The organism is Sorangium sp. So ce375, from assembly GCF_051473855.1.
In the GTDB taxonomy this organism is placed as follows: domain Bacteria; phylum Myxococcota_A; class Polyangia; order Polyangiales; family Polyangiaceae; genus Sorangium.
On the sequence record NZ_CP150335.1, the window covers coordinates 1,522,418 to 1,541,381 of the forward strand.

At 70.0% G+C, this 18,964-nt stretch carries 13 protein-coding genes; 8 read left to right on the forward strand and 5 right to left on the reverse strand.

The features are described 5' to 3' along the window. Positions 1-390: 390 nt before the first annotated feature. Complete coding sequence (locus WME90_RS05815) at positions 391-3,138, forward strand: kelch repeat-containing protein (protein ID WP_437280073.1); 2,748 nt, start codon at positions 391-393, stop codon at positions 3,136-3,138. 485 nt (positions 3,139-3,623) lie between these two features. On the opposite strand, the gene WME90_RS05820 is transcribed toward WME90_RS05815, so the two are convergent. Beyond that, entirely contained in the window at positions 3,624-6,137 is a 2,514-nt protein-coding gene (locus WME90_RS05820; protein WP_437280074.1) for a TIM-barrel domain-containing protein, read from the reverse strand. Between the two features lie 605 nt (positions 6,138-6,742). Here WME90_RS05820 and WME90_RS05825 point away from each other — a divergent pair. The 4 genes from WME90_RS05825 to WME90_RS05840 are packed head-to-tail and all read left to right on the forward strand — an operon-like array spanning position 6,743 to position 11,101. Further along, a complete protein-coding gene (locus WME90_RS05825; protein ID WP_437280075.1) occupies positions 6,743-7,516 on the forward strand; it encodes an ABC transporter ATP-binding protein in 774 nt (257 codons plus the stop codon). Then, positions 7,513-8,634, forward strand: a complete 1,122-nt coding sequence (locus WME90_RS05830; RefSeq protein ID WP_437280076.1) for an efflux RND transporter periplasmic adaptor subunit — start codon at positions 7,513-7,515, stop codon at positions 8,632-8,634. Before WME90_RS05825 ends, WME90_RS05830 begins: the two co-directional genes overlap by 4 nt. Beyond that, complete coding sequence (locus tag WME90_RS05835) at positions 8,631-9,857, forward strand: ABC transporter permease (protein WP_437280077.1); 1,227 nt, start codon at positions 8,631-8,633, stop codon at positions 9,855-9,857. Before WME90_RS05830 ends, WME90_RS05835 begins: the two co-directional genes overlap by 4 nt. Next, positions 9,854-11,101: an ABC transporter permease gene (locus tag WME90_RS05840; protein WP_437280078.1), complete on the forward strand. Its 1,248-nt coding sequence runs from the start codon at positions 9,854-9,856 to the stop codon at positions 11,099-11,101. The genes WME90_RS05835 and WME90_RS05840 overlap by 4 nt, the downstream gene beginning before the upstream one ends. 39 nt (positions 11,102-11,140) lie before the next feature. Here WME90_RS05840 and WME90_RS05845 read toward each other — a convergent pair whose 3' ends face one another. Further along, the gene (locus tag WME90_RS05845; protein ID WP_437280079.1) at positions 11,141-11,536 is read right to left on the reverse strand and encodes a PAS domain-containing protein; all 396 of its coding nucleotides are present in this window, start codon (positions 11,534-11,536) and stop codon (positions 11,141-11,143) included. A gap of 341 nt (positions 11,537-11,877) precedes the next feature. On the opposite strand from WME90_RS05845, the gene WME90_RS05850 reads away from it, so the two are divergent. After that, the gene (locus WME90_RS05850; RefSeq protein WP_437280080.1) at positions 11,878-13,497 is read left to right on the forward strand and encodes an aspartate:alanine exchanger family transporter; all 1,620 of its coding nucleotides are present in this window, start codon (positions 11,878-11,880) and stop codon (positions 13,495-13,497) included. Positions 13,498-13,514: 17 nt separating this feature from the next. On the opposite strand, the gene WME90_RS05855 is transcribed toward WME90_RS05850, so the two are convergent. Continuing rightward, positions 13,515-14,801 (reverse strand): MFS transporter, encoded by a 1,287-nt coding sequence (locus tag WME90_RS05855; protein ID WP_437283563.1) that lies wholly within the window; start codon positions 14,799-14,801, stop codon positions 13,515-13,517. Between the two features lie 304 nt (positions 14,802-15,105). Continuing rightward, the gene (locus WME90_RS05860) at positions 15,106-15,576 is read right to left on the reverse strand and encodes an N-acetyltransferase family protein (RefSeq protein ID WP_437280081.1); all 471 of its coding nucleotides are present in this window, start codon (positions 15,574-15,576) and stop codon (positions 15,106-15,108) included. Positions 15,577-15,663: 87 nt separating this feature from the next. Here WME90_RS05860 and WME90_RS05865 point away from each other — a divergent pair, with 87 nt between their 5' ends. Then, positions 15,664-16,350 (forward strand): YqiA/YcfP family alpha/beta fold hydrolase, encoded by a 687-nt coding sequence (locus tag WME90_RS05865; RefSeq protein WP_437280082.1) that lies wholly within the window; start codon positions 15,664-15,666, stop codon positions 16,348-16,350. A gap of 227 nt (positions 16,351-16,577) precedes the next feature. Beyond that, positions 16,578-17,357 (forward strand): alpha/beta fold hydrolase, encoded by a 780-nt coding sequence (locus WME90_RS05870; RefSeq protein WP_437280083.1) that lies wholly within the window; start codon positions 16,578-16,580, stop codon positions 17,355-17,357. Between the two features lie 157 nt (positions 17,358-17,514). On the opposite strand, the gene WME90_RS05875 is transcribed toward WME90_RS05870, so the two are convergent. Further along, on the reverse strand, positions 17,515-18,663 hold the full coding sequence (locus WME90_RS05875; RefSeq protein ID WP_437280084.1) for a glycoside hydrolase family 11 protein: 1,149 nt from the start codon (positions 18,661-18,663) through the stop codon (positions 17,515-17,517). Between the last annotated feature and the right edge of the window lie 301 nt (positions 18,664-18,964).

Here is an 18,964-nt window from a genome sequence, read left to right on the forward strand (position 1 = left end):
GACATGTCACGACGGAGAGCGTGACATGTCACGGTCGTTCGTCCGGCGATCCCGCCGAGATCCCCGGTCCGGCGGGCGGCGAGAATCGGCCTTTTCGGCCTGATATTCCGCGCCGGCGAGGCGCGCTGTGGGGGCTCTCGATCTTCGAGATCATGCACGGCGCGCCGATGATCGCGCTCCAAGGCAGCCCTGTTCTGCCGGAGCGTTCCGCGCGCGCCTTCCGGAGCTCCAGATCCGATCTCAATCCACCCGAGGAGCCGAGGGCGTCAGGCTGGCACGCGCCCTGCAATCACAACATTGACGCGGCGCGTGCCCGTGGATGTGAACACGCACGGGTGCGCACCGAGACGGCTGTCTCTGACGAGCCCATGGCTCAAGAGAGGATCTTGAATGAACTTTCCGGTTCATCGTTGGTGGTCTATCGCATCCACCTTGCTTGCCGGCAGCGCGATCGCTGCCGGCGTCGCCGGTTGCACGATGGGCGCCGAGCCGCCCACGGCCGACGATCTGCGGCTTCACTTCCCTGACCAGGCCTCGCAGGTCCTCGGGACCAGCGAGGCCTTCGTGGCGGTCGAAGGGGGCTTCGGGCTCGCCTCGACGAGCGCGCCGACGGGCGACGTCGAGGCCCTGTTCCGCCGCCGCGGCGGGCTGCACGCCGCCATGCCGGCGCACGGCGACGGCGAGCTCCGCTTCCATCTGCCCGGCGGCTTCGAGGCGCGCGTGCGCGAGATCGGCGCCGAGGGCGAGGGCGAGATCGTCGAGAAGGCGGTGGCTTACCGGCGCGACGGCGGCTCGTCGTTCTGGTCCGCCATCGACGAAGGCTACGAGGAGTGGCTGCTGCTCGACGCGGGCCGCGCGCGCGCGGACGCGCCCGCGGCGGCCTGGGAGGTCGAGGGCGCGACGCTCCGGCAGCAGGGTGACGCGGTCGAGGTCGTCGACGAGTCCGGCGCGGCGCGGCTGCGCGTGACGGCGCCGGCCGCGTACGCGCGCGGCGGGCGGCCCATCGCGGTGCGCCTCCAGGTGCACGGCCAGACGATCGAGGTGTGGGCCGACGCCGGCGGCGAGCCGGCGCTGATCGATCCGGTGTGGCAGTCGGCCGCCTCGATGAGCGCGGCGCGCGATCAGCACACCGCGACGAAGCTCCACAACGCCAAGGTGCTCGTCGTGGGTGGCTACAACGGCAGCGCTTCCGTGTCGACCGCGGAGCTCTACAACCCGGCCAACAACACCTGGTCCTCGGCTGGCACGCTGATCACCGCCCGCATGAACCACACGGCGACGATCCTGAACAGCGGCAAGGTGCTCGTCGCGGGCGGCTTCAGCGCCATCAACACCCCCGTCGCGGCCGCCGAGATCTACGATCCCGCGACGAACAGCTGGTCTTCCACCTCGCCCATGGCCACGGCCCGCGGCGTGCACACCGCCACGCGTCTCGCCGACGCCAACGGCAGGGTGTTCGTGGCCGGCGGAATGGGGAGCGGCGGCTCGTACCTGTCGAGCGTCGAGATCTTCGATCCGCTGAGCAGCACGTGGACGACGGCCGCGTCGCTGGCCACGAGCCGCTCCGGACACGTCGCGGAGATCCTCGCCAGTGGAAAGGTCCTCGTGGCCGGCGGGCGTAACGGCAGTTACCTGACGAGCACCGCGCTGTACGATCCGAGCACGAACTCGTGGACGACCGTCGGATCGATGGCCACCGGCCGCTATCGCGCCGCCTCGGCATGGCTGAGCATCGGCAGCGGCAAGGTGCTCGTGTCGGGCGGCTACAACTCGACCTCCGGCGAGCTGTCGAGCGCCGAGGTCTTCGACCCGTCAACGCTCGCCTGGACGTCGGCCGGAACGATGAGCGTCCCCCGCTCCGGGCACAACGCGATTCCGGTCAGCGGCGGCAAGGTGCTCGTGACCGGCGGAGACACCGGGCTCAGCACGGGGACTGCGAGCGCCCAGCTCTACGACCCCGCGACGAACAGCTGGTCCTCGATCGCGAGCATGGCCACCGAACGCACCTCGCACACCGCGACGCTGCTCAACAGCGGCCGGGTGCTCATCACGGGCGGCCACCAGTACGGCGCGTTCTCGACAAACTACCTGGCGAGCAGCGAGCTCTACGACCCGTGGACCACCACGTGGAGGCCGGCCGCGGGCATGACCAGCGGTCGCGCCTGGAACGGCCTGGCGGTGCTCAACGACGGTCGGGTGCTGGCGGCGGGTCTGGACTCCTCGGGGAGCACGAGCGCCCAGCTCTACGATCCGTCGCTGAACGGCTGGGCATCGGCCGCTGGGACGGGGGCCAGCCACTCGTGGAGCACCACGACGCGGCTCGGCAATGGCAAGGTGCTTGTCGCGGGGACCACCCTCACGACCCCGTTGACGAGCGCCGAGCTGTACGATCCCGCGGGCAACAGCTGGTCGTACGTGGGTGATGCGAGCTCCGTCCGCAGCGACCATACCGCGACGGTGCTCGCCGACGGCCGGGTGCTGATCGTCGGGGGAAGGAGCACCGGCGCGATCCCGGCCCCCGTGAACACCGTCACGATCTTCGACCCGGCGACCAACTTGTGGACGGTCAAGGCGTCGATGAGCGTGGCTCGCGTCAACCATGCTGCGGCCCTGCTCGGCAACGGTAAGGTGCTTGTCACAGGAGGCTTCAACGTCGGTGGTTACCTGAGCTCCTCCGAGATCTACGACCCGGGGACCAACACCTGGACTTCCGCGGCACCGATGAACAGCGCGCGCGCGGAGCACACCTTGACGCGGATGCTCAACGGCAAAGTGCTTGTCGCGGGCGGACACGACAGCAGCGCGTACTCGACGGTCCCCCAGGTCTACGACGCAGGGACGAACACCTGGAACAACACGCCTTCCATCACCGCCCGCGCGGGTCATGTCGCGATCGAGCTGAACGACAGCAGCATCCTGGTCGCCGGGGGCTTCAACGGCACCTTGGGCAGCCCCACCGTGCTGGCGACCGCCTTGCTCTACTATCCTCTGTCGAACGTCTGGGTCACGGCCTCGTCGCTGAGCACCGCCCGCAGGATCCCGCTCGCGACCGAGCTCGGTGACGGCCGGGTGCTGGTCACGGGCGGCTTCGGGAGCGGCGCCTCGATGCTGACGAGCTCCGAGATCTACTCCCCCTGACGCCAGCGGGCCCAGCGAGCCCCGAAGGCTGTCGAGTGAGCGCGACCTTGTTTAGAGGCCTGGATACATCGTTGATGTCTCGGCCGCGCAGGTCGCGCTCACGTAGGTAGACTCAGCGGCGGCGGGCCTGGCGGGGCTCCTGGTACGCGGAGCTAAGCGCTCGCGCGGGCTCCTCCCTGGCCCTGGCGCCCTCCGCTCAGCCGCTGTCCGAGGAGCTGCTTCGCGCGCTCGGCGAGCCGCAGCTCCTCCTGCTGGACCTCGCTGAAAAAGGAGGCGAGCTCTTGGTCCCCCTGCTGCTTCGCGTCCTGAATGTACTGTGAGTGGGTCTCCGCGCCCTGGAGCGCGTGGTAGAGCAGGATCGCACCACCCTGCGCGATCGCGCCTGATCGGATCTTCCGAAATCACGGTCTCGCGGATTTCCTCTTATCTACACGACAGGAGAGATCCGTGCTCAGCTCGCCAGGCGCGCGGCGCGCTCGCGGCGTTCACGGCGCGATCCTCAGCACGTCCCAGCGCACCCGGCGTGCGGGGCCGCCCTTCACGGTGAGCGTGACATCCTCGATCACGAGCTCCGAACCGGCGGCGAGCGCCGAAGTCGCGCGGAGGCGCTCCACATCGCCCTCGCGCGTCGCGAGGAAACACGACGCGCACGCGTCGATTGTCGCGGCGCTCGCCTTCGCGAGGGCGCCCGGATTCCCCTGATCCGCCGCGCGCGACGCCTCGAGGACGGTGCCGTCGGCGAGCGTCAGGCTCGCGCGCCCGCCGGGCGGGAGCGCCACCAGCACGTCGAGCCGATCGCTCACCTGATCGAGCGTCACGACCGATGGGTCGGTCGCGCTGGCCAGCGTGTCGATGCTCGGGTCGAGCAGCGGGAGGATCTGCTCCGAGACGAGCAGGAGCGGCAGCTTCTCGAGCGGCGCCGGGATCATCCGCTCGCCGCCGCCGGCGAGGACGGTGAGATCGTCGAGATCGACGTACATGGCGCCGGGCGGCAGCCACGCCTTCTTCGTGGTCTCGCCGCGCCGCACCACCGGCGCCACGTAGAGGGCCGGGCCGAGGTAATAAGCATCCCCGACGGACCACGCGGCCGGCTCGCGCGGGTGGAGCAAGAATGGGTGCAGCGTGAGCGGTCGCCCGCTGCCAGCGGCCTCCCGGGCCAGCGTCATGAAATAAGGAAAGAGGCGCGTGTGGAGCCGGGCGTATTTTGCATAGACGTCCTGCGTCTCCTGGTCATTCCACAGGCTCCATTTCGTCTTCTTCAGGACCGGGTTGGAGCACGCGTTCTGCTCCATCATGATCGGCGACACGGCGCCGAACTCTACCCACCGGAGAAAGACCTCCTTGTCGTTCGGAGCGTCGGTGATGCATTTGAACCCCGTCATGTCGCTGCCCCAGTAGGGCACACCCGACATCGACAGGTTGAGCCCGCCGCGCACCGCCGACGGCAGCCCCTGGGTCTCGTCGAAGGTCGCCTCGGCGTCGCCGCCCCAGACCGCGGGCACGAGCGCCTGGGTCCCCCGGTACCCCGAGCGCACGAAGAAGAGGTAATCGCCGGGGCGCTCCTTCTCCAGCAGCTCGTGCGCCGCGCGGGCCGACAGGACCGGGAACTCGTTGTGGACCTCGTCGCCGCGACGGCCGTCGTGGAACACGGCGTCGTACGCCGTGTACTCGCCGAAATCGTGCATCCAGCCGTCGTAGCCGAGGTCGAGCGTGCGGCGCAGGAGCCCTTTGTACCAGTCCACGGCCTCGGGGTTCGTGAGGTCGATCGCGGCCACCGTGAGGGGGTTGCCGGAGATGAACGACGTGAGCGAGGGCTCGCCGTCCGGACCCTTCACGAAGTAGCCATGGTCCTTGCCATAGGTGTAGTCGCCCTCGGCCTTCGGGGAGCTCTCGGCGACGTAGGGGTTGTTGTACGCCATGACCTTGTAGCCCGCGGCGTGCAGGTCGCTCGTCCACTGCGCCACGTCGGGTTCGACGCCAACATGGGAGAGCGCGGGGAGGAAATGGAGGGCGTCGTCGATCCCGGTGATCGGGATCTTGCGCTGGCGCATGAGGAGGTACTCGTCGACCCCCTCGACCATCGCCCCTCGGTTGACGCGCCGTCGCGGGCCGAACACCCACGGCGCGGGGACGGGTGGGCGCCCGGTGTCCTCGGTATAATCGGCGATCGCCGCGAGCGGCTCGGATCGCACATAGATGGTGGTCGCGAACGAACGCGCGTTGACCGCCGTCCGCCAGGCGTCGCTCGACTCGCTGCCGAGGTGGACCTCGCTCCGGAACGTGGTGTCGACGAAGACGCCGTACCCCTCGCTCGAGACGAAGAACGGGACCGGGAAATAGGTCATCGACGGGCCGTTCGGATAGGGGTTGCCCGGCCCTTCGGGCGTCTCCTCGCCCTGGCCGAGGCCGCCCTCCTCGGCCCACGCGTAGAGCGACTGGCCCCGGTGATCGACGGTCGCGAAGCGCTCGCCCAGGCCGTAGAAGTGCTCGTCAGGGCGAAGCGCGAACGACAGGCTCGTCTTGTTCAGCGTGCCCGGCGTCGCCTCGTCCTCGGCCTCGCGGGCGTCGAGCTCGAGGCGGACGCGCGGGCCCTTCAGCGATACGTCGAGCGTCAGGAAGAGCCCGCGGCCCGCGAATTCGAGCACGACACCGTCGATCCGCTCCGCGCGGACCCTCGCGTTTCCGACGCGCCGCCAGGGGTCTTCGACGGGCGTGTAGCGATCCCAGCCAGGCAGGATCTTCGCGCCGCGGGGGCCCTCGTCGACCGTGGCCGCAGGGCCGCCGTAAGCGCCGTCGCCGGCTCCCGTCGCGGTCGCGAGCACCGTCTTGCCGTCGGCGTCGAGGATGCGCAGCGCGAAGGGCGCGGTGTTTATCTCGACCGTCGCCTCGGGCGATTCGAAGCGCATCCGCCTGTCCACCTCTTCGTCCGGAGGCGTGGAGCTGCACGCGGGAAGGAGCAGGGCGGCGAGGACGAGGGGCGGGAGGAGCGGTGAGCGCATAGAGGAGACACGATACCAGACGTCGACCCGATCCGGCGCGCACGCGATGACCGGGAGTCTCGACAGCAATGGTGTCATTCCGTGACGCGTGGTGTCCGCCCCCACTCCCTTCGAATGGCCCGCTTTCACATGGACAGACCGCTGGAGACCGTGTGTTCTGCGGAAGAGGCGGTGATCCTGTAAGATGGCGTCCGCTCCGATATGCGTTCCATAGGCGCGACTCGCCCGTGCGCTCCGATTGGCTCGCCATCGTCGTTCGCCTGGGGCGCCGCCCTGGGAATCGCGAGCTACGTGGCTGAATTCCAATGCATGGTGGTGCGGCGCAGGCGCATCTCGTCCGCTGCGGGAAGTCGGCCCGGGAAGCGGACGGCCATGACGCCAAGGGCGCCAAGAAACCAGGGAAATAGGAGAGGGGAACGCCGGGGCGGCCCGTCCCCGCTCCTGTTGGCGGTCTTAGCGTCATGGCGGTTTTTCTGCTGATCCGGGGCAACTTTCCGCAAGGAGTGCTAGGGGTCGGCTCATCTTCACGGCGCGCGCTCGGAGGTCCCCGAGCGCGCCCGTGGCGAACGTCCCGGACAGATTTTGACGCCTCCCGAGAACCCCGCATGTCGCCACTCGTGAAGCTCGACGCGATCACCAAGGTCTACTGGATGGGCGAGGTGGAGGTGCAGGCGCTCCGCGGCGTCTCGCTGGAGCTCTCGCGGGGCGAGATGGTCGCCATCATGGGCGCCTCGGGGTCCGGCAAATCGACGACCCTGAACGTCATCGGCACCCTCGACCGCCCCACCGGCGGCCGTTACCTCCTCGACGATGAGCCGGTCGAGGAGCTCGACGAGGTCGAGCTCGCGCAGCTCCGCAACCGCATGATCGGGTTCGTCTTCCAGTCGTTCAACCTCCTGCCGCGCGACAGCGCCCTCGCGAACGTCGAGCTGCCGATGGTCTACGCCGGCGTCCGACCGACCGACCGGCGGGCGCGGGCCGCGCGCGCGCTCGCGCGCGTCGGCCTCGAGGACCGGGCGCACCACCTGCCGAACCAGCTGTCCGGCGGCCAGCAGCAGCGCGTGGCGATCGCCCGCGCCATCGTCAACGAGCCGCCGCTCCTCCTCGCGGACGAGCCGACCGGCGCGCTCGACTCCGCCACCACCCGGCAGGTCATGGAGCTCTTCTGCGCCCTGCACGCGCAGGGGATGACGGTCGTCGTCGTCACCCACGACCGCTCGATCGCCGACTACGCCACCCGCGTCGTCACCTTCAGGGACGGCGCCATCGTCGAGGACACCGGCCCTCGCGGCCGTCGCGCCGACGTCTCATCGTCGCCGGCCGGACCGCCGTCGTCGCCTGCTGGACCGCCGTCGTCGCCTCCCGGAGGCCTCTCGTGAGCGCCCGCAGGCGGCGGCGCCTCTGGCCGTGGCTCGTCGGGGCGCTGGCGCTCGCCGGGGGCGGCGCTGTCGTCCTCGCGAAGGCCGGCTCCGGCCCCGCGCCGATCGACCCCGCGCTCGTCGTGACCGCCAAGCGCGGCGACCTCGCCGTCGAGATCCTGGAGACGGGGCGCATCGAGGCCCGCGAGCAGGTCGAGCTCAAGTCCAAGGTCGCGGGCGAGGTCACCGAGGTGCACGCCGACGAGGGCGCGCGGGTCCAGAAGGACCAGCTCCTGCTCGTGCTCGACCCCACCGACTTCGAGCGCGAGGTCGCCCGCGCCGAGGCCGAGCTCGCCCAGGCCAGGGCCGCCGCCGGCTTCGCCAAGCGCGTCGTCGCGCAGCGGACCGCCGGCGTCGAGGCCAGCGTCGTCGCCTCGCAGGAGCTCGACACGGCCAAGCACGACCTCGCCGAGAAGACCATCGCCATCCGGCTCGCCGAGGTCGCCCTGAGCGCCGCCAAGGACCGGCTCCGGTACACGAAGATCTCCTCGCCCCTCGACGGCACCGTGATCCAGCGCAACATCGAGCCCGGCGAGGTCGTCACGCCGGGGGTGCAGTCGACCTTCGAAGGCAAGCCGCTGCTCACCGTGGCCGATCTCTCGACGCTCGTGGTGAAGGTCGACCTCAACCAGATCGACGTGGCCAGGGTCGCGCTCGGCCAGACGGCGACCCTCACGCTCGACGCCCTCCCCGGCAAGACGTACGCGGCCAGGGTCACAAAGATCGCGCCCGCCTCGGTGAAGCTCCAGGGCCGCGAGGTCGACGTCTTCCCGGTCGAGGCCGAGCTCACCCAGATCGACGGCCTCATCAAGCCCGGCATGACCGCCGACGTCCGCATCCGGCTCGACAGCAGGCCGGGCGTTGTCTCCCTGCCGATCGAGGCGGTGTCCGACGAGGGCGGCAAGCAGCTCGTGACGCGCGTCGTCGACGGCCCCGACGGCAAGCAGACGACCGAGAAGGTCGAGGTCGCGCTCGGCGCGCGCAACGATCGCGAGGTCGAGATCGTGAACGGCGTCCCGGAGGGGGCCCGCGTGCTCATCAACCCGCCCTCCGCGGCCGAGAACGAGACCAAGATGTGAGGTGGACAGCCTACCTCGGGATCGCCGCGAAGGCCCTCTCGGCGCACAAGCTGCGGTCGCTGCTGACCGTCCTCAGCATCACCCTGGGCGCCTTCGCCATCGTGCTCATGACCTCGCTCGCGGAGGGCGGCCTTCTCACGCTGGGCCGCGGCATCGAGCAGCTCGGCGGCGCGCGGCTCATCCTCGTCGCCCCGAAGGAGCCGGAGCGCGCCGAGCGGAAGAAGACGATGTACGTCACCGGCTTCACCCGCAAGGATCGCGATCGGCTCGCGCGCGGCGTCCCGCACGTCGCCGAGCACACAATGTACGCGATGCTCGGCTCGCGCGACGTCATCTCCGACGAGGGCAAGGAGGATCGCACCGACCTCGTCGCGGCCGACAGCGGCTTCCTCGACGCCTTCCGGATGCCCGTCGCCCGCGGCCGCGCGTTCTCCGACGAGGAGGACCGCCGCCGGGCCCGGGTCTGCGTCGCCGGCCCGAAGCTCGCGGCGCGGCTCTGGCGCGGCGACCCGATCGGCCGGTGGGTGACGGTCGGGGGCCTGCGCTGCCGCGTCATCGGCGTGCTGGCCGACGCCGATCGGATGGGCGTCAACTTCGGCTTCAGCTGGGTCGACCTCCTCGTCGCCCCGATCGACACGGTGGCGGACGTCGAGAAGGGGGCGGGCGCCGCGGCGCTCCTCGTCATCAAGACCGATGACGTCCGCAACAACGACCCGGTGAAGCGGATCGTCAACGCGCTCCTCGTCGATCGCCACCACGGCGTCGACGACTTCACCCTCTTCGATTTCAGCAGCATCATGCAGAAATTCGAGTCCATGCTCGCCGTGATGAAGGCGATCGTCGGCCTCATCGCGGGCGTCGCGCTGCTCATCGGCGGCGTGGGCGTGATGAACATGATGCTCGTGAGCGTGTCCGAGCGCGTGCGCGAGATCGGCATCCGCAAGGCGCTCGGGGCGTCGCCGCGCGACATCAGCGCCCAGTTCCTGGCCGAGGCGGCGCTGCTGTCGGGCTTCGGCGGCCTGCTCGGGGTCCTCGGCGGCGCCGCCGCGGCCGAGCTCGCCTCGTCGATCATCCGCCGCTTCACGCCGAGCTGGATCGGCGCGGTCTCCACGTCGGCCGTGATCGCGGCGCTCGTGGTCTCCTCCGGCGTGGGTGTCGTCTTCGGGTGGCTGCCGGCCCAGCGCGCGGGCCGGCTCGACCCCGTGGCGGCGATGCGGCGATGAGGCTCGACGACCTGCTCCACTCGGCGCGCGCCGTGGTCGCCGACCGGACCCGCGCCGCGCTCACGCTGCTCGGCATCATCATCGGCACCGGCTCGATCGTCCTGCTCGCCTCGCTCCTCGCGGGCGGCGAGGAGGCGCTCCTCCGGGCGAGCCAGCAGGCCGTGGAGGCCGATCTCATCCAGGTCTACCCCGCGGAGGTGAGCGTCAAGGACCGGCGCCGCACCCGGCGCGATCTCTCGCGGGACGACGCCCGCGCGCTCGCCGCGTCGCGCGCCCTCGGCGGCGCCTCTGCCCTGAGCGAGTCGGTGCGCTCGACCGAGGCCCGCGCCGGCGGCAAGAAGAAGCGGATCTCCCTCGTCAGCGCCGTGCCGGCGGCGCCGGCCCTCTACGACCTCGAGCTCGCGGCGGGCCGGTTCCTCGTCGAGGCGGATCTCGCGGCGCGGCGGCGCGTGTGCGTCGTCGGCCACGAGGTCTGGGCGGAGCTCTTCGGCGGCCCTCCAGCGCGGGCCACGCAGGCAGAGCCCCTCCACATGACGGCCGACGGGCACGTGTGGACGATCGTCGGCGTGCTCCGGGACCGGCCGATCCTCGGCTCCACGGACGACACGAACATCTGGAACCGCAAGGTCCTCGTCCCGGAGACCACCTACGACGCGCTCTACGCGCCGTCGCACGGGACGGACCGCCTGTATGTCCGGCAGGATCCGCTCGTCACCGTGCGGACGCCGCTCGCCGCGCTCCGCGGCGTCATCGACGCGACGCTCCAGCGCCGCCATCACGGGGTCAAGAACTTCAAGATCGAGGACAAGGAGAGCCACGGCCAGGAGCGGCTCGTGCTCGACATCATCAAGATGCTGCTGCTCAGCACCGGCGTGGTCGCGCTGGTCGTGGGGGGCATCAACATCATGAACATCATGCTGGTGACCGTGACCGAGCGGACGCGGGAGATCGGCATCCGCCGCGCGGTCGGGGCCTCGCCTCGAGCGATCCTGCTGCAGTTCCTGTGCGAGGCGGCGGCCGTCTCGCTGCTCGGCGGCGTGCTCGGCGTGCTCGCGGGGCTCACCCTCTCGTGGCTCGCCGGCGCGCTGCTGGCGAAGCTGGTCGGCCGCTGGGCGTTTCAGGTCGAGCCCTGGTCGCTCTTCCTCGGCCTCGGCCTCTCGGTCACGATCGGCGTCGTCTTCGGCTTTTACCCGGCCTGGCGCGCCTCGCGGCTCGACCCGATCGAGGCGCTCCGCTCGGAGTAGGGCCGGCCCGCGGCGCGACGCCGGCCCGGTCCGCGCCGCTCAACCTCGGATGATCACCCAGACCGCATCGTCCTCTTGTCGCGCGGCCGCCCTGTAGAACAGCGAGACGTCGACGTGCCGTGTCTTGTGAGGGAAGTGGAATACGAAGCCGAAGGTGGCGTTGAGCTCGCGCTGCTCGACCCCGACCAGGAAGCGGCCGTGGAACTTCTGCACCCGGCTGCAGGGCGCGATGTCGGTGAAGAAGTTCTTGCCTATTACATCCTGGCGCTTCCGGCGCGCCTGGCGCTCCTCGTAGAGGTTGTAGGAGAGCACCGTGCCCTCGCGATCCAGCCGGATGATCCCGAAGGGCTGCGCGTCCAGGCCGCGCTCATCCAGGTTGAACACCCCGATGTCGAACTCGAACTCACCGGTTGTGGACCGCTCCTGCGAATCCATCAGAGAACCTCCCGACGTGCGCTGCCCCCGACAGACGCTCGCCAGGGTAGGGGAAGCCGCGGAGCGCGACAATCCGGCGCGACCGCATCGTGTCGTCGGGCAGGGGGTCGCCCCGGGTCGAGCAGCGCATGTAGAGGTCAGCGCCAGCGCGCTGCTCGCGCAGGGGGGCGGCCGCTGAGCGTTCCAGGTCGAGCCCTTGTCGCTCGTGGTGACGACATGGCGAGACGGCGCGGCGGGAGCTCGCGCACGCTCCGACGTGAAGCCGCGGCTTCGCGGGAGACGCCTCGCGGAGGAGCGGGCTTCGGCTGGTGCACGGCTTCGGGAGGCTGTAGAGGAACACCATGACCGGCCTGTACGAGCTCCTTGCGAGAGAAGAGCTGCTCCTGCTCTTCACCGTCATCCTGCTCGGGCTGATGCTCGGTCGGCTGGAGTATCGCGGCTTGCGGCTCGGGATGGCCGGCGTCCTGTTCGCGGGTTTGGGGCTCAGCGCCTGGCTGCACCCTCTGGGAGAGCTGGAGCTGGCGCCGCAGATCAAGGAGCTCGGCCTGCTGCTGTTCGTGTACTGTGTCGGCCTCACCAGCGCTCCCGGCTTCTTCGCCGCGTGGCGCAGCCGCGGTTTGGGGATGAACCTGGCGTGCGCCGCGGCGCTCGTCGCGGGGGCGCTGCTCGCGTGTGTCGCAGGCTGGCTTTTCGGGTTGAACCGCGCGCAGATCGCCGGCCTGTTCTGCGGGGCCCTGACGAATACACCGGCGCTCGGCGCCGTCAGCAGCCGGCTCGCCGGCACCGCGCTCGAGGCGACCCCCGCGCTCGCCTACTCGCTGACCTACCCGGCGGGTGTGCTGGGGGCGCTCCTGCTCGGACGTGGCTTCGCGAAGTGGCGCCGCGACGAGCTCGCCGGCGAGGTCGCGCGGCAAGCCGCGTCGCGCGTCGCGATCGAGTCGAGGAGCATCGAGGTCACGAACCCCCGCGTGCTGGGACATTCGATCGGGGAGCTGCGCGTGCGCGACGAGTTCGGGGTCGTGGTCTCCCGCCTCCGGCGTGGTGAGGTCGACTCGGTCCCGAACAAGTATACGGTGCTTCACGCGGGTGACGTGATTACGGTGGTCGGCACACTGGCGTCGATTCAATCCGCCATCGAGTTCTTCGGGAGGGTCTCGAGCGAGCGCCTGGAGCTGCGCCGCGACAGGGTCGACATGCGTCGGGTCCTTGTCTCGAAGCGCGAGTTCGTCGGGCTCACGCTGGGGGAGCTCGACCTCGCGCGCCGTTTCAACGCCCAGGTGACGCGCCTGCGCCGGGCCGACCTCGACTTGATCCCCTCCGACGAGCTCCGCCTGGAGCTGGGGGACCGCCTTCGCGTCGTGGCGCCCGTCGAGCGCCTGGGCGAGCTGAGCCGTTTCCTCGGCGACTCGGAGCGCGAGATCGATGTCGATTACGTCGCGCTGGCGGTGGGCCTCTGCGTCGGCCTGCTGTTGGCGCGGGTGCCCATCAATCTCTTCGGGACGTCCGTTACGCTGGGCACCGCCGGAGGGCCGCTCGTGGCCGCGCTGATCTTCGGTCGCCTGGGGCGGACCGGCAAGCTGATGTGGGTGCTGCCGCACGAGGCCAACCTGAGCCTGCGAGAGATCGGACTGCTCCTGTTCTTGGCGGGGGTCGGCGTGAACGCGGGGGGCAAGCTCGCGGGGTTGATGAACCGGGAGGGCCTGGCCATCATCGCGATCGGCGCCTGCGTCACCGTGACGACAAGCGCGCTGGCGTTGGTCCTGATGCGGCGCTGGGGCGGGGCGGGCGTCGTGGCGGCGCTCGGAGGCGCGAGCGGCCTGCAGACCCAGCCGGCCACGCTGGAGGCGGCCTTCGAGCTGTCCCAGCGCTCCGAGGACACGTACGTCGCGTACGCGCTGGTGTATCCGCTGGCGATGATCGGCAAGATCCTCATCGCGCAGCTGCTCGCCGTGTTGGCCTGAACCCGGCCTGGCGCGCCTCACGTCGTCGCGGTCGCCTCGGTCGTCCCCTCCGCGCCGGCGCTCTCCTCGGGATCTCGCTTCGCGTGCGGGAACCGGTCCATGCGGCTGAGCACGGGGAAGCCGAGCGCCCACAGCGCCGCGACGACGACGGTGGCGCTGCCGCCGATGAAGATGGCGCGCAGCAGGCCGAACCAGCTGGCGGTGAGGCCGGACTCGAACTCGCCGAGCTCGTTGGAGGCGCCGATGAACACCGCGTTGACCGCGCTCACCCGCCCTCGGATGGAGTCGGGCGTCTCGAACTGCACGAGGATGTGACGGATATAGACGCTCACCATGTCGCCTGCGCCGACGAGGAACAGGGCGATGAGCGCCACGGTGAGGCTCCGGGTCTGCCCGAGGCCGATGGTGGCGAGCCCGAACACCGCGACGCCGCCGAACATCCAGCGGCCCACCTGGCGCGTGATCGGCCGGAAGGCGAGGACGCCGGCGGTGATCGCGGCGCCCGCGGCCGGCGCCGTGCGGAGCAGGCCGAGGCCGGTCGGGCCGGCGTGGAGCACGTCGCGCGCATACGCGGGCAGGAGCGCGACCGCGCCGCCGAACAGCACCGCGAACAGGTCGAGCGATATCGCGCCGAGCACCGCCGGCTTCGACCACACGAAGCGCAGCCCCTCCAGCACCGCGCTCCACGACGTCGGCTCGGCGCGCCTCGCCTGCCGGGCCGCGCGCACGAGGCTCATGAGCAGGAGCGAGACGAGGAGCAGCGCCGCGACGATCGAATACACGATCTTCGACCCGGCGAGGTAAAGGAGCCCGCCGAGCGTCGGCCCGACGATGACCGCGACATGGAAGCTCGATGAGCTGAGCGCGACCGCCTTGCTGAAGCTCTCCTGGGGCACCAGGTTCATCAAGATCGCCTGCTGCGCCGGCATCATGAAGGCGCGCGCGCTGCCGAACAGCACCAGCACCGCGAACACGGGCCACACCACGGTCAGGCCCGACACCGTGAACGCGAGCAGCAAGAGCGAGCAGAGCAGCTCCACGGCGAGGCCGCCCGTGATGATGCGGCGCCGGTCGAACCGATCGGCCGCCTGGCCGGCGAAGAGGATCAGCGCGAAGAAGGGCGCGAACTGGGCGAGGCCGATGAGGCCCAGATCGAAGACGTCGCCGGTCAGCGCGTAGACCTGCCAGCCGATCGCGACGCTCTGCATCTGCACCGCGACCGCGGAGAGCAGCCTCGCCGCGAGGTAGAACGCGAAGCTCCGGTGGCGCAGCACGCCGAGCCCGGTGAGGTTGTTGGAAGACATTTCGGCCCGTGCGGCGGCCCTGGAGGGGCGCTGTGGACTCTCGCTCATGCACGATGAGCCTTAGGGCATGCCGCGACCGAGTCCAGGAGTCGCGCCGCCGAGTTCAGCACACGCGGCGTGTTCGATTCTCACTCTGAAGATTGCAACATCCGTACCACGGCACCGGGACGCGCGGTGACCGAGTGAACGGCGCGCCCTGCGCGATCGGGCCGCGAGCGCGCCGAGGGGTCGCGGTCGCTGCTGCCCCAGCAGCAGCCGGTGGTGCTCCGGTGCGCCGCCGCGAGCAATGCCCGTCGCGAGGGCGTCAGCCCTGCGCGAGCCGGACGAGCGCCTCGCCCGTGACACGGTGGACGGTCCACTCGTCCATGGGCTTCGCGCCGAGCTTCCGGTAGAAGCCGAGCGCCGGCTCGTTCCAGTCGAGCACGGACCACTCGAAGCGCCCGCAGCCGCGCTCCACCGCGAGCTTGGCGAGGTGAACGAGCAGGGCCTTGCCGTGACCTCCTCCGCGGTGATCGGGGAGCACGAAGAGGTCTTCGAGGTAGATCCCGGGCTTCCCGAGGAAGGTGGAGAAGCTCTGGAAGAAGAGGGCGAATCCGACCGCGGTCCCCTCCGCTTCGGCCAGGACGACCTCGGCGGCTGGCTTCGGGCCGAAGAGGTGCGCTTCTAGCTCTCTCTCATCGAAGGTGACCTCGTGCGCGAGCCGCTCGTACTCGGCGAGCATCCGGATGAGGCGGGCGATGGTGGGGATGTCGGCGGCGGAGGCGGGGCGGATCATGGCGTCTCTCGGCCGCGTCATACCGCATCCGGGCGCGCGCGGCGCGGCCTGTCGCTCGCCGCGCGCCCGTCCTAGGCTCCTCGCCGCATGAGCACGACGACACCGCCCTCCGCCGCCGGCCCGCGCTGGCTGTACCTGCACGGCTTCGCCTCGGGCCCTGGCTCGACAAAGGGTGTCCGGATCGCCGCGCACTTCGAGGGGCGCGGGGTCGCCGTCGAGCGGCTCGACCTGCGGGTCCCGTCGCTCGAGCGCCTGCGCCTCCGCGCGATGATCGGCGCCGTGAAGCAGGCGATCGGCGGCGAGCGCGACCGGGCCGTGGTGTTCGGATCGAGCCTCGGCGGCCTCACCGCGTGCCGCGTCGCCGAGGAGGACGCGCGGGTGTGCGCGCTGGTGCTGCTCGCGCCCGCGTTCCGGATCATGGAGCGATGGCGGTCGCGGCTGGGCGAGGAGGGCTTTCGGGCGTGGGAGGAGCGAGGGTGGATCGAGGTCGACGATTACGCGGAGAAGCGGCGAGCCCGGGTGGACTTCGGCTTCGCCGTCGACGCGGCCGAGGTGGATGAGCGCTCGGGGGGCTGGCCGGACGTGCGGGTGCCCACGCTGATCGTCCACGGCCGGAGCGATGAGGTGGTGGACATCGAGCTCTCGCGGACATTCGCCGCGGGGAAGCGGCATGTCCGGCTCATCGAGGTGGATGACGGTCACGAGCTCGTCGCCTCGATCCCGCGCATCGTCCGCGAGGCGGACGAGCTCCTGCGCCATTTCCTCGGCGGCTGACGAGCGCGCCTCGCCGCCTGGAGCGTGGACGCTGAATGCCTGTTCAGCTCCGTGCGCGCGTCGCCGGCGGGTGACGCGTTACGCATGACACGCGAGACAGCCGTCCCCTCAACGACCGAGTGGCATTCTACGCCCGAAGAGCACAGCTATCAAGAGCGAAGCGCCCCGCTTACAGATCGTGCGCGAACGGCCGCGGATTGGCCGCGGTCGAGCGATCGGAGGAGCGAATGGCGACAGCGACGTCCATCGGGCGCACGGCGCGCATCAACGACATCGAGATGTACTATGAAACTCGCGGCGACGGGGCGCCGCTCGTGTTGCTCCACGGCTTCACCGGCGCGGGCGGCGACTGGGCTCACGTGTTCGACCTCGCCGAGCTCGCGCGCGAGCACACGGTCATCGCCCCCGATCTGCGCGGCCACGGGCGCTCGACAAACCCGGCGGGCTCTCTGACCCTTCGTCAGTGCGCCTCCGACGTCTTCGCCCTCCTCGATCACCTGGGGGTGAAGGCGTTCCGGGCCATCGGCCTCAGCTTCGGTGCAAAGTGCCTCCTGCACCTCGCCACGCAGCAGCCGGAGCGCGTCGAGTCGATGGTCCTCGTGTCCGCGACGCCGTACTTCCCCGAGCAGGCCAGGGCGATCATGCGGAGCGTCTCCGACGAGGGCCGATCGGAGGAGGAATGGCGGGACATGAGGAGCCGCCACGCGCTCGGCGACGCGCAGATCCGAGCGCTGTGGAGGCAGCCGCGCCGCTTCGCGGACAGCTACGACGACATGAACTTCACGCCGCCCTACCTGTCGACCATCACGGCGCGCACGATGATCGTGAACGGCGACCGCGATCCCCTCTACCCGGCCGAGATCGCGCTGGAGATGTACCGCGCTATCCCGAGCTCCTGCCTGTGGCTCCTGCCGAACAGCGGACACGGCCCCATCTTCGGTGAATGGAAGGAGCCGTTCGCCCGCGCGGCGCTGGCCTTCCTGCGCGGCGAGCAGGGCGAGCGCTGAGTCCGTATCCCACGAACCTCGCGCCCACTAAAGACTTCGACGGAAGAGAGCATCGCTCCGAACCGCCGAGGACGCCGGGAGAGATCTCGGCGCCTCGGCGGTTCAGGCCTCGCGCTGGTGCGCGTGAGCCGGTGCGGTTGGCCCGCCTACCCAGCGCTCATTTCATCGACACGTTCACGTTGGCAGAGCCGCTGCTCTGGTAGCCTTCGACGACCATCGAGACTTCGTACAGGCTCCCCATGTTCATCCCCAGGCTCTGCCACTTGTTGAAGTGGTTGGCGACGGTGATGGTCCCGCTCGTACGCTTCTGCTGCCGGACGCTCCAGAACTGGTAGAACGTCTTGTTGCCTTCGATGGAAGGCTGGTTGACGCGCTGGGTCCGGTAGATGTCGTAGGTGCCGCCGTCGCTGGTGACGGTGCCCATGAACCCTTCGCCGCCCGGCGGACGCCAGGTGCCCCAGCTGTCAACGATGTAATACTCCACGAGGGGGCTCTTCGTCCACCCGTAGACGCCCAGGTAGGAGTTGCCGTTCGGCCGGTAGTCGGCCGAGTAGGTGACGATCTGATTCTTCGAGCCGGGCCTCAGGCCTTTGCGACCCAGAAGATTGTTGATGTTGTTCCAGTCTACGTTGAAGCCGGTCGCCGTGTTGGTCTGGCACCCGCTCCCTGAGTCCTTCCAGTACTCGAAGGTGTAGCCGCAGTGGGTGCCAGTTTGGTTGGCGCAGACCTGCTGGTTGGGTGACGTGCACGTGCTGCCGCCGCCGGAGCCGCCGCTGCCGCCGGAGCCGCCGGAGCCGCCGCTGCCGCCCGCTCCGCCGCTGCCGCCGGCGCCACCCGCGCCCGAGCTGGTGCTCGAGGTGGTCGACGAGGTGGTGCTCGAGGTGGTGCTCGACGAGGAGGACGTGCTCGAGCCGTCGATCGTGCCGCCGCTACCGGTGACCGACGCGACGGACGGCCGCCCGCTGCCGTTCGCACAGAACCCCCACTCCGTCGTGGAGCCCTTGGCGATCGCTCCGTTATGGGTCACGTTCGTGGCGGTGAACTGCCCGTTCGACGACGTGGTGTTCACGTTCCACGCGTTGCTCACCGTCGAGCCGTTGAGCCCCACCACCACGCTCCAGCCCGTGGTCGCCGGGCTGCGGGTGTTGTTCTTCACCGTGACGTTCGCGCAGTAGCCGTTGCCCCAGTCCGAGGTGACGGCGACATTCGCCGACATCGAGCGATCCGCGCTCTCCAGCGCCGAGTCCATGAGGTCGATGTCCTCGTCCGCGATGGGCTCAACGCTGCATGCCAGCAAGCCGCACACGACCGAAGCGGATAAGCAGCCAAGTAAGGGAACGATGCGCATTAAGATTTCTCCATGATCGGACCGGTTGATTCGTGGGACTTTGCTCGAAATGGATTTGTGAACCATCGAGACGCCCGCGAGCCCTCCGAGCCCTTGGTTAATGTTCAAAATTTCCGGCCAGCGTGCTCGTGATCCCGGTGATCACGGGTGCAACCGCGGGCCTGCGCCGACCACATGCCTGGCAATCACGATGTTTGTCGGACAGATGCTCACATGCGAACACCCCGTGTGATGGGGCCGAGCATCAACTCAGAGAAAG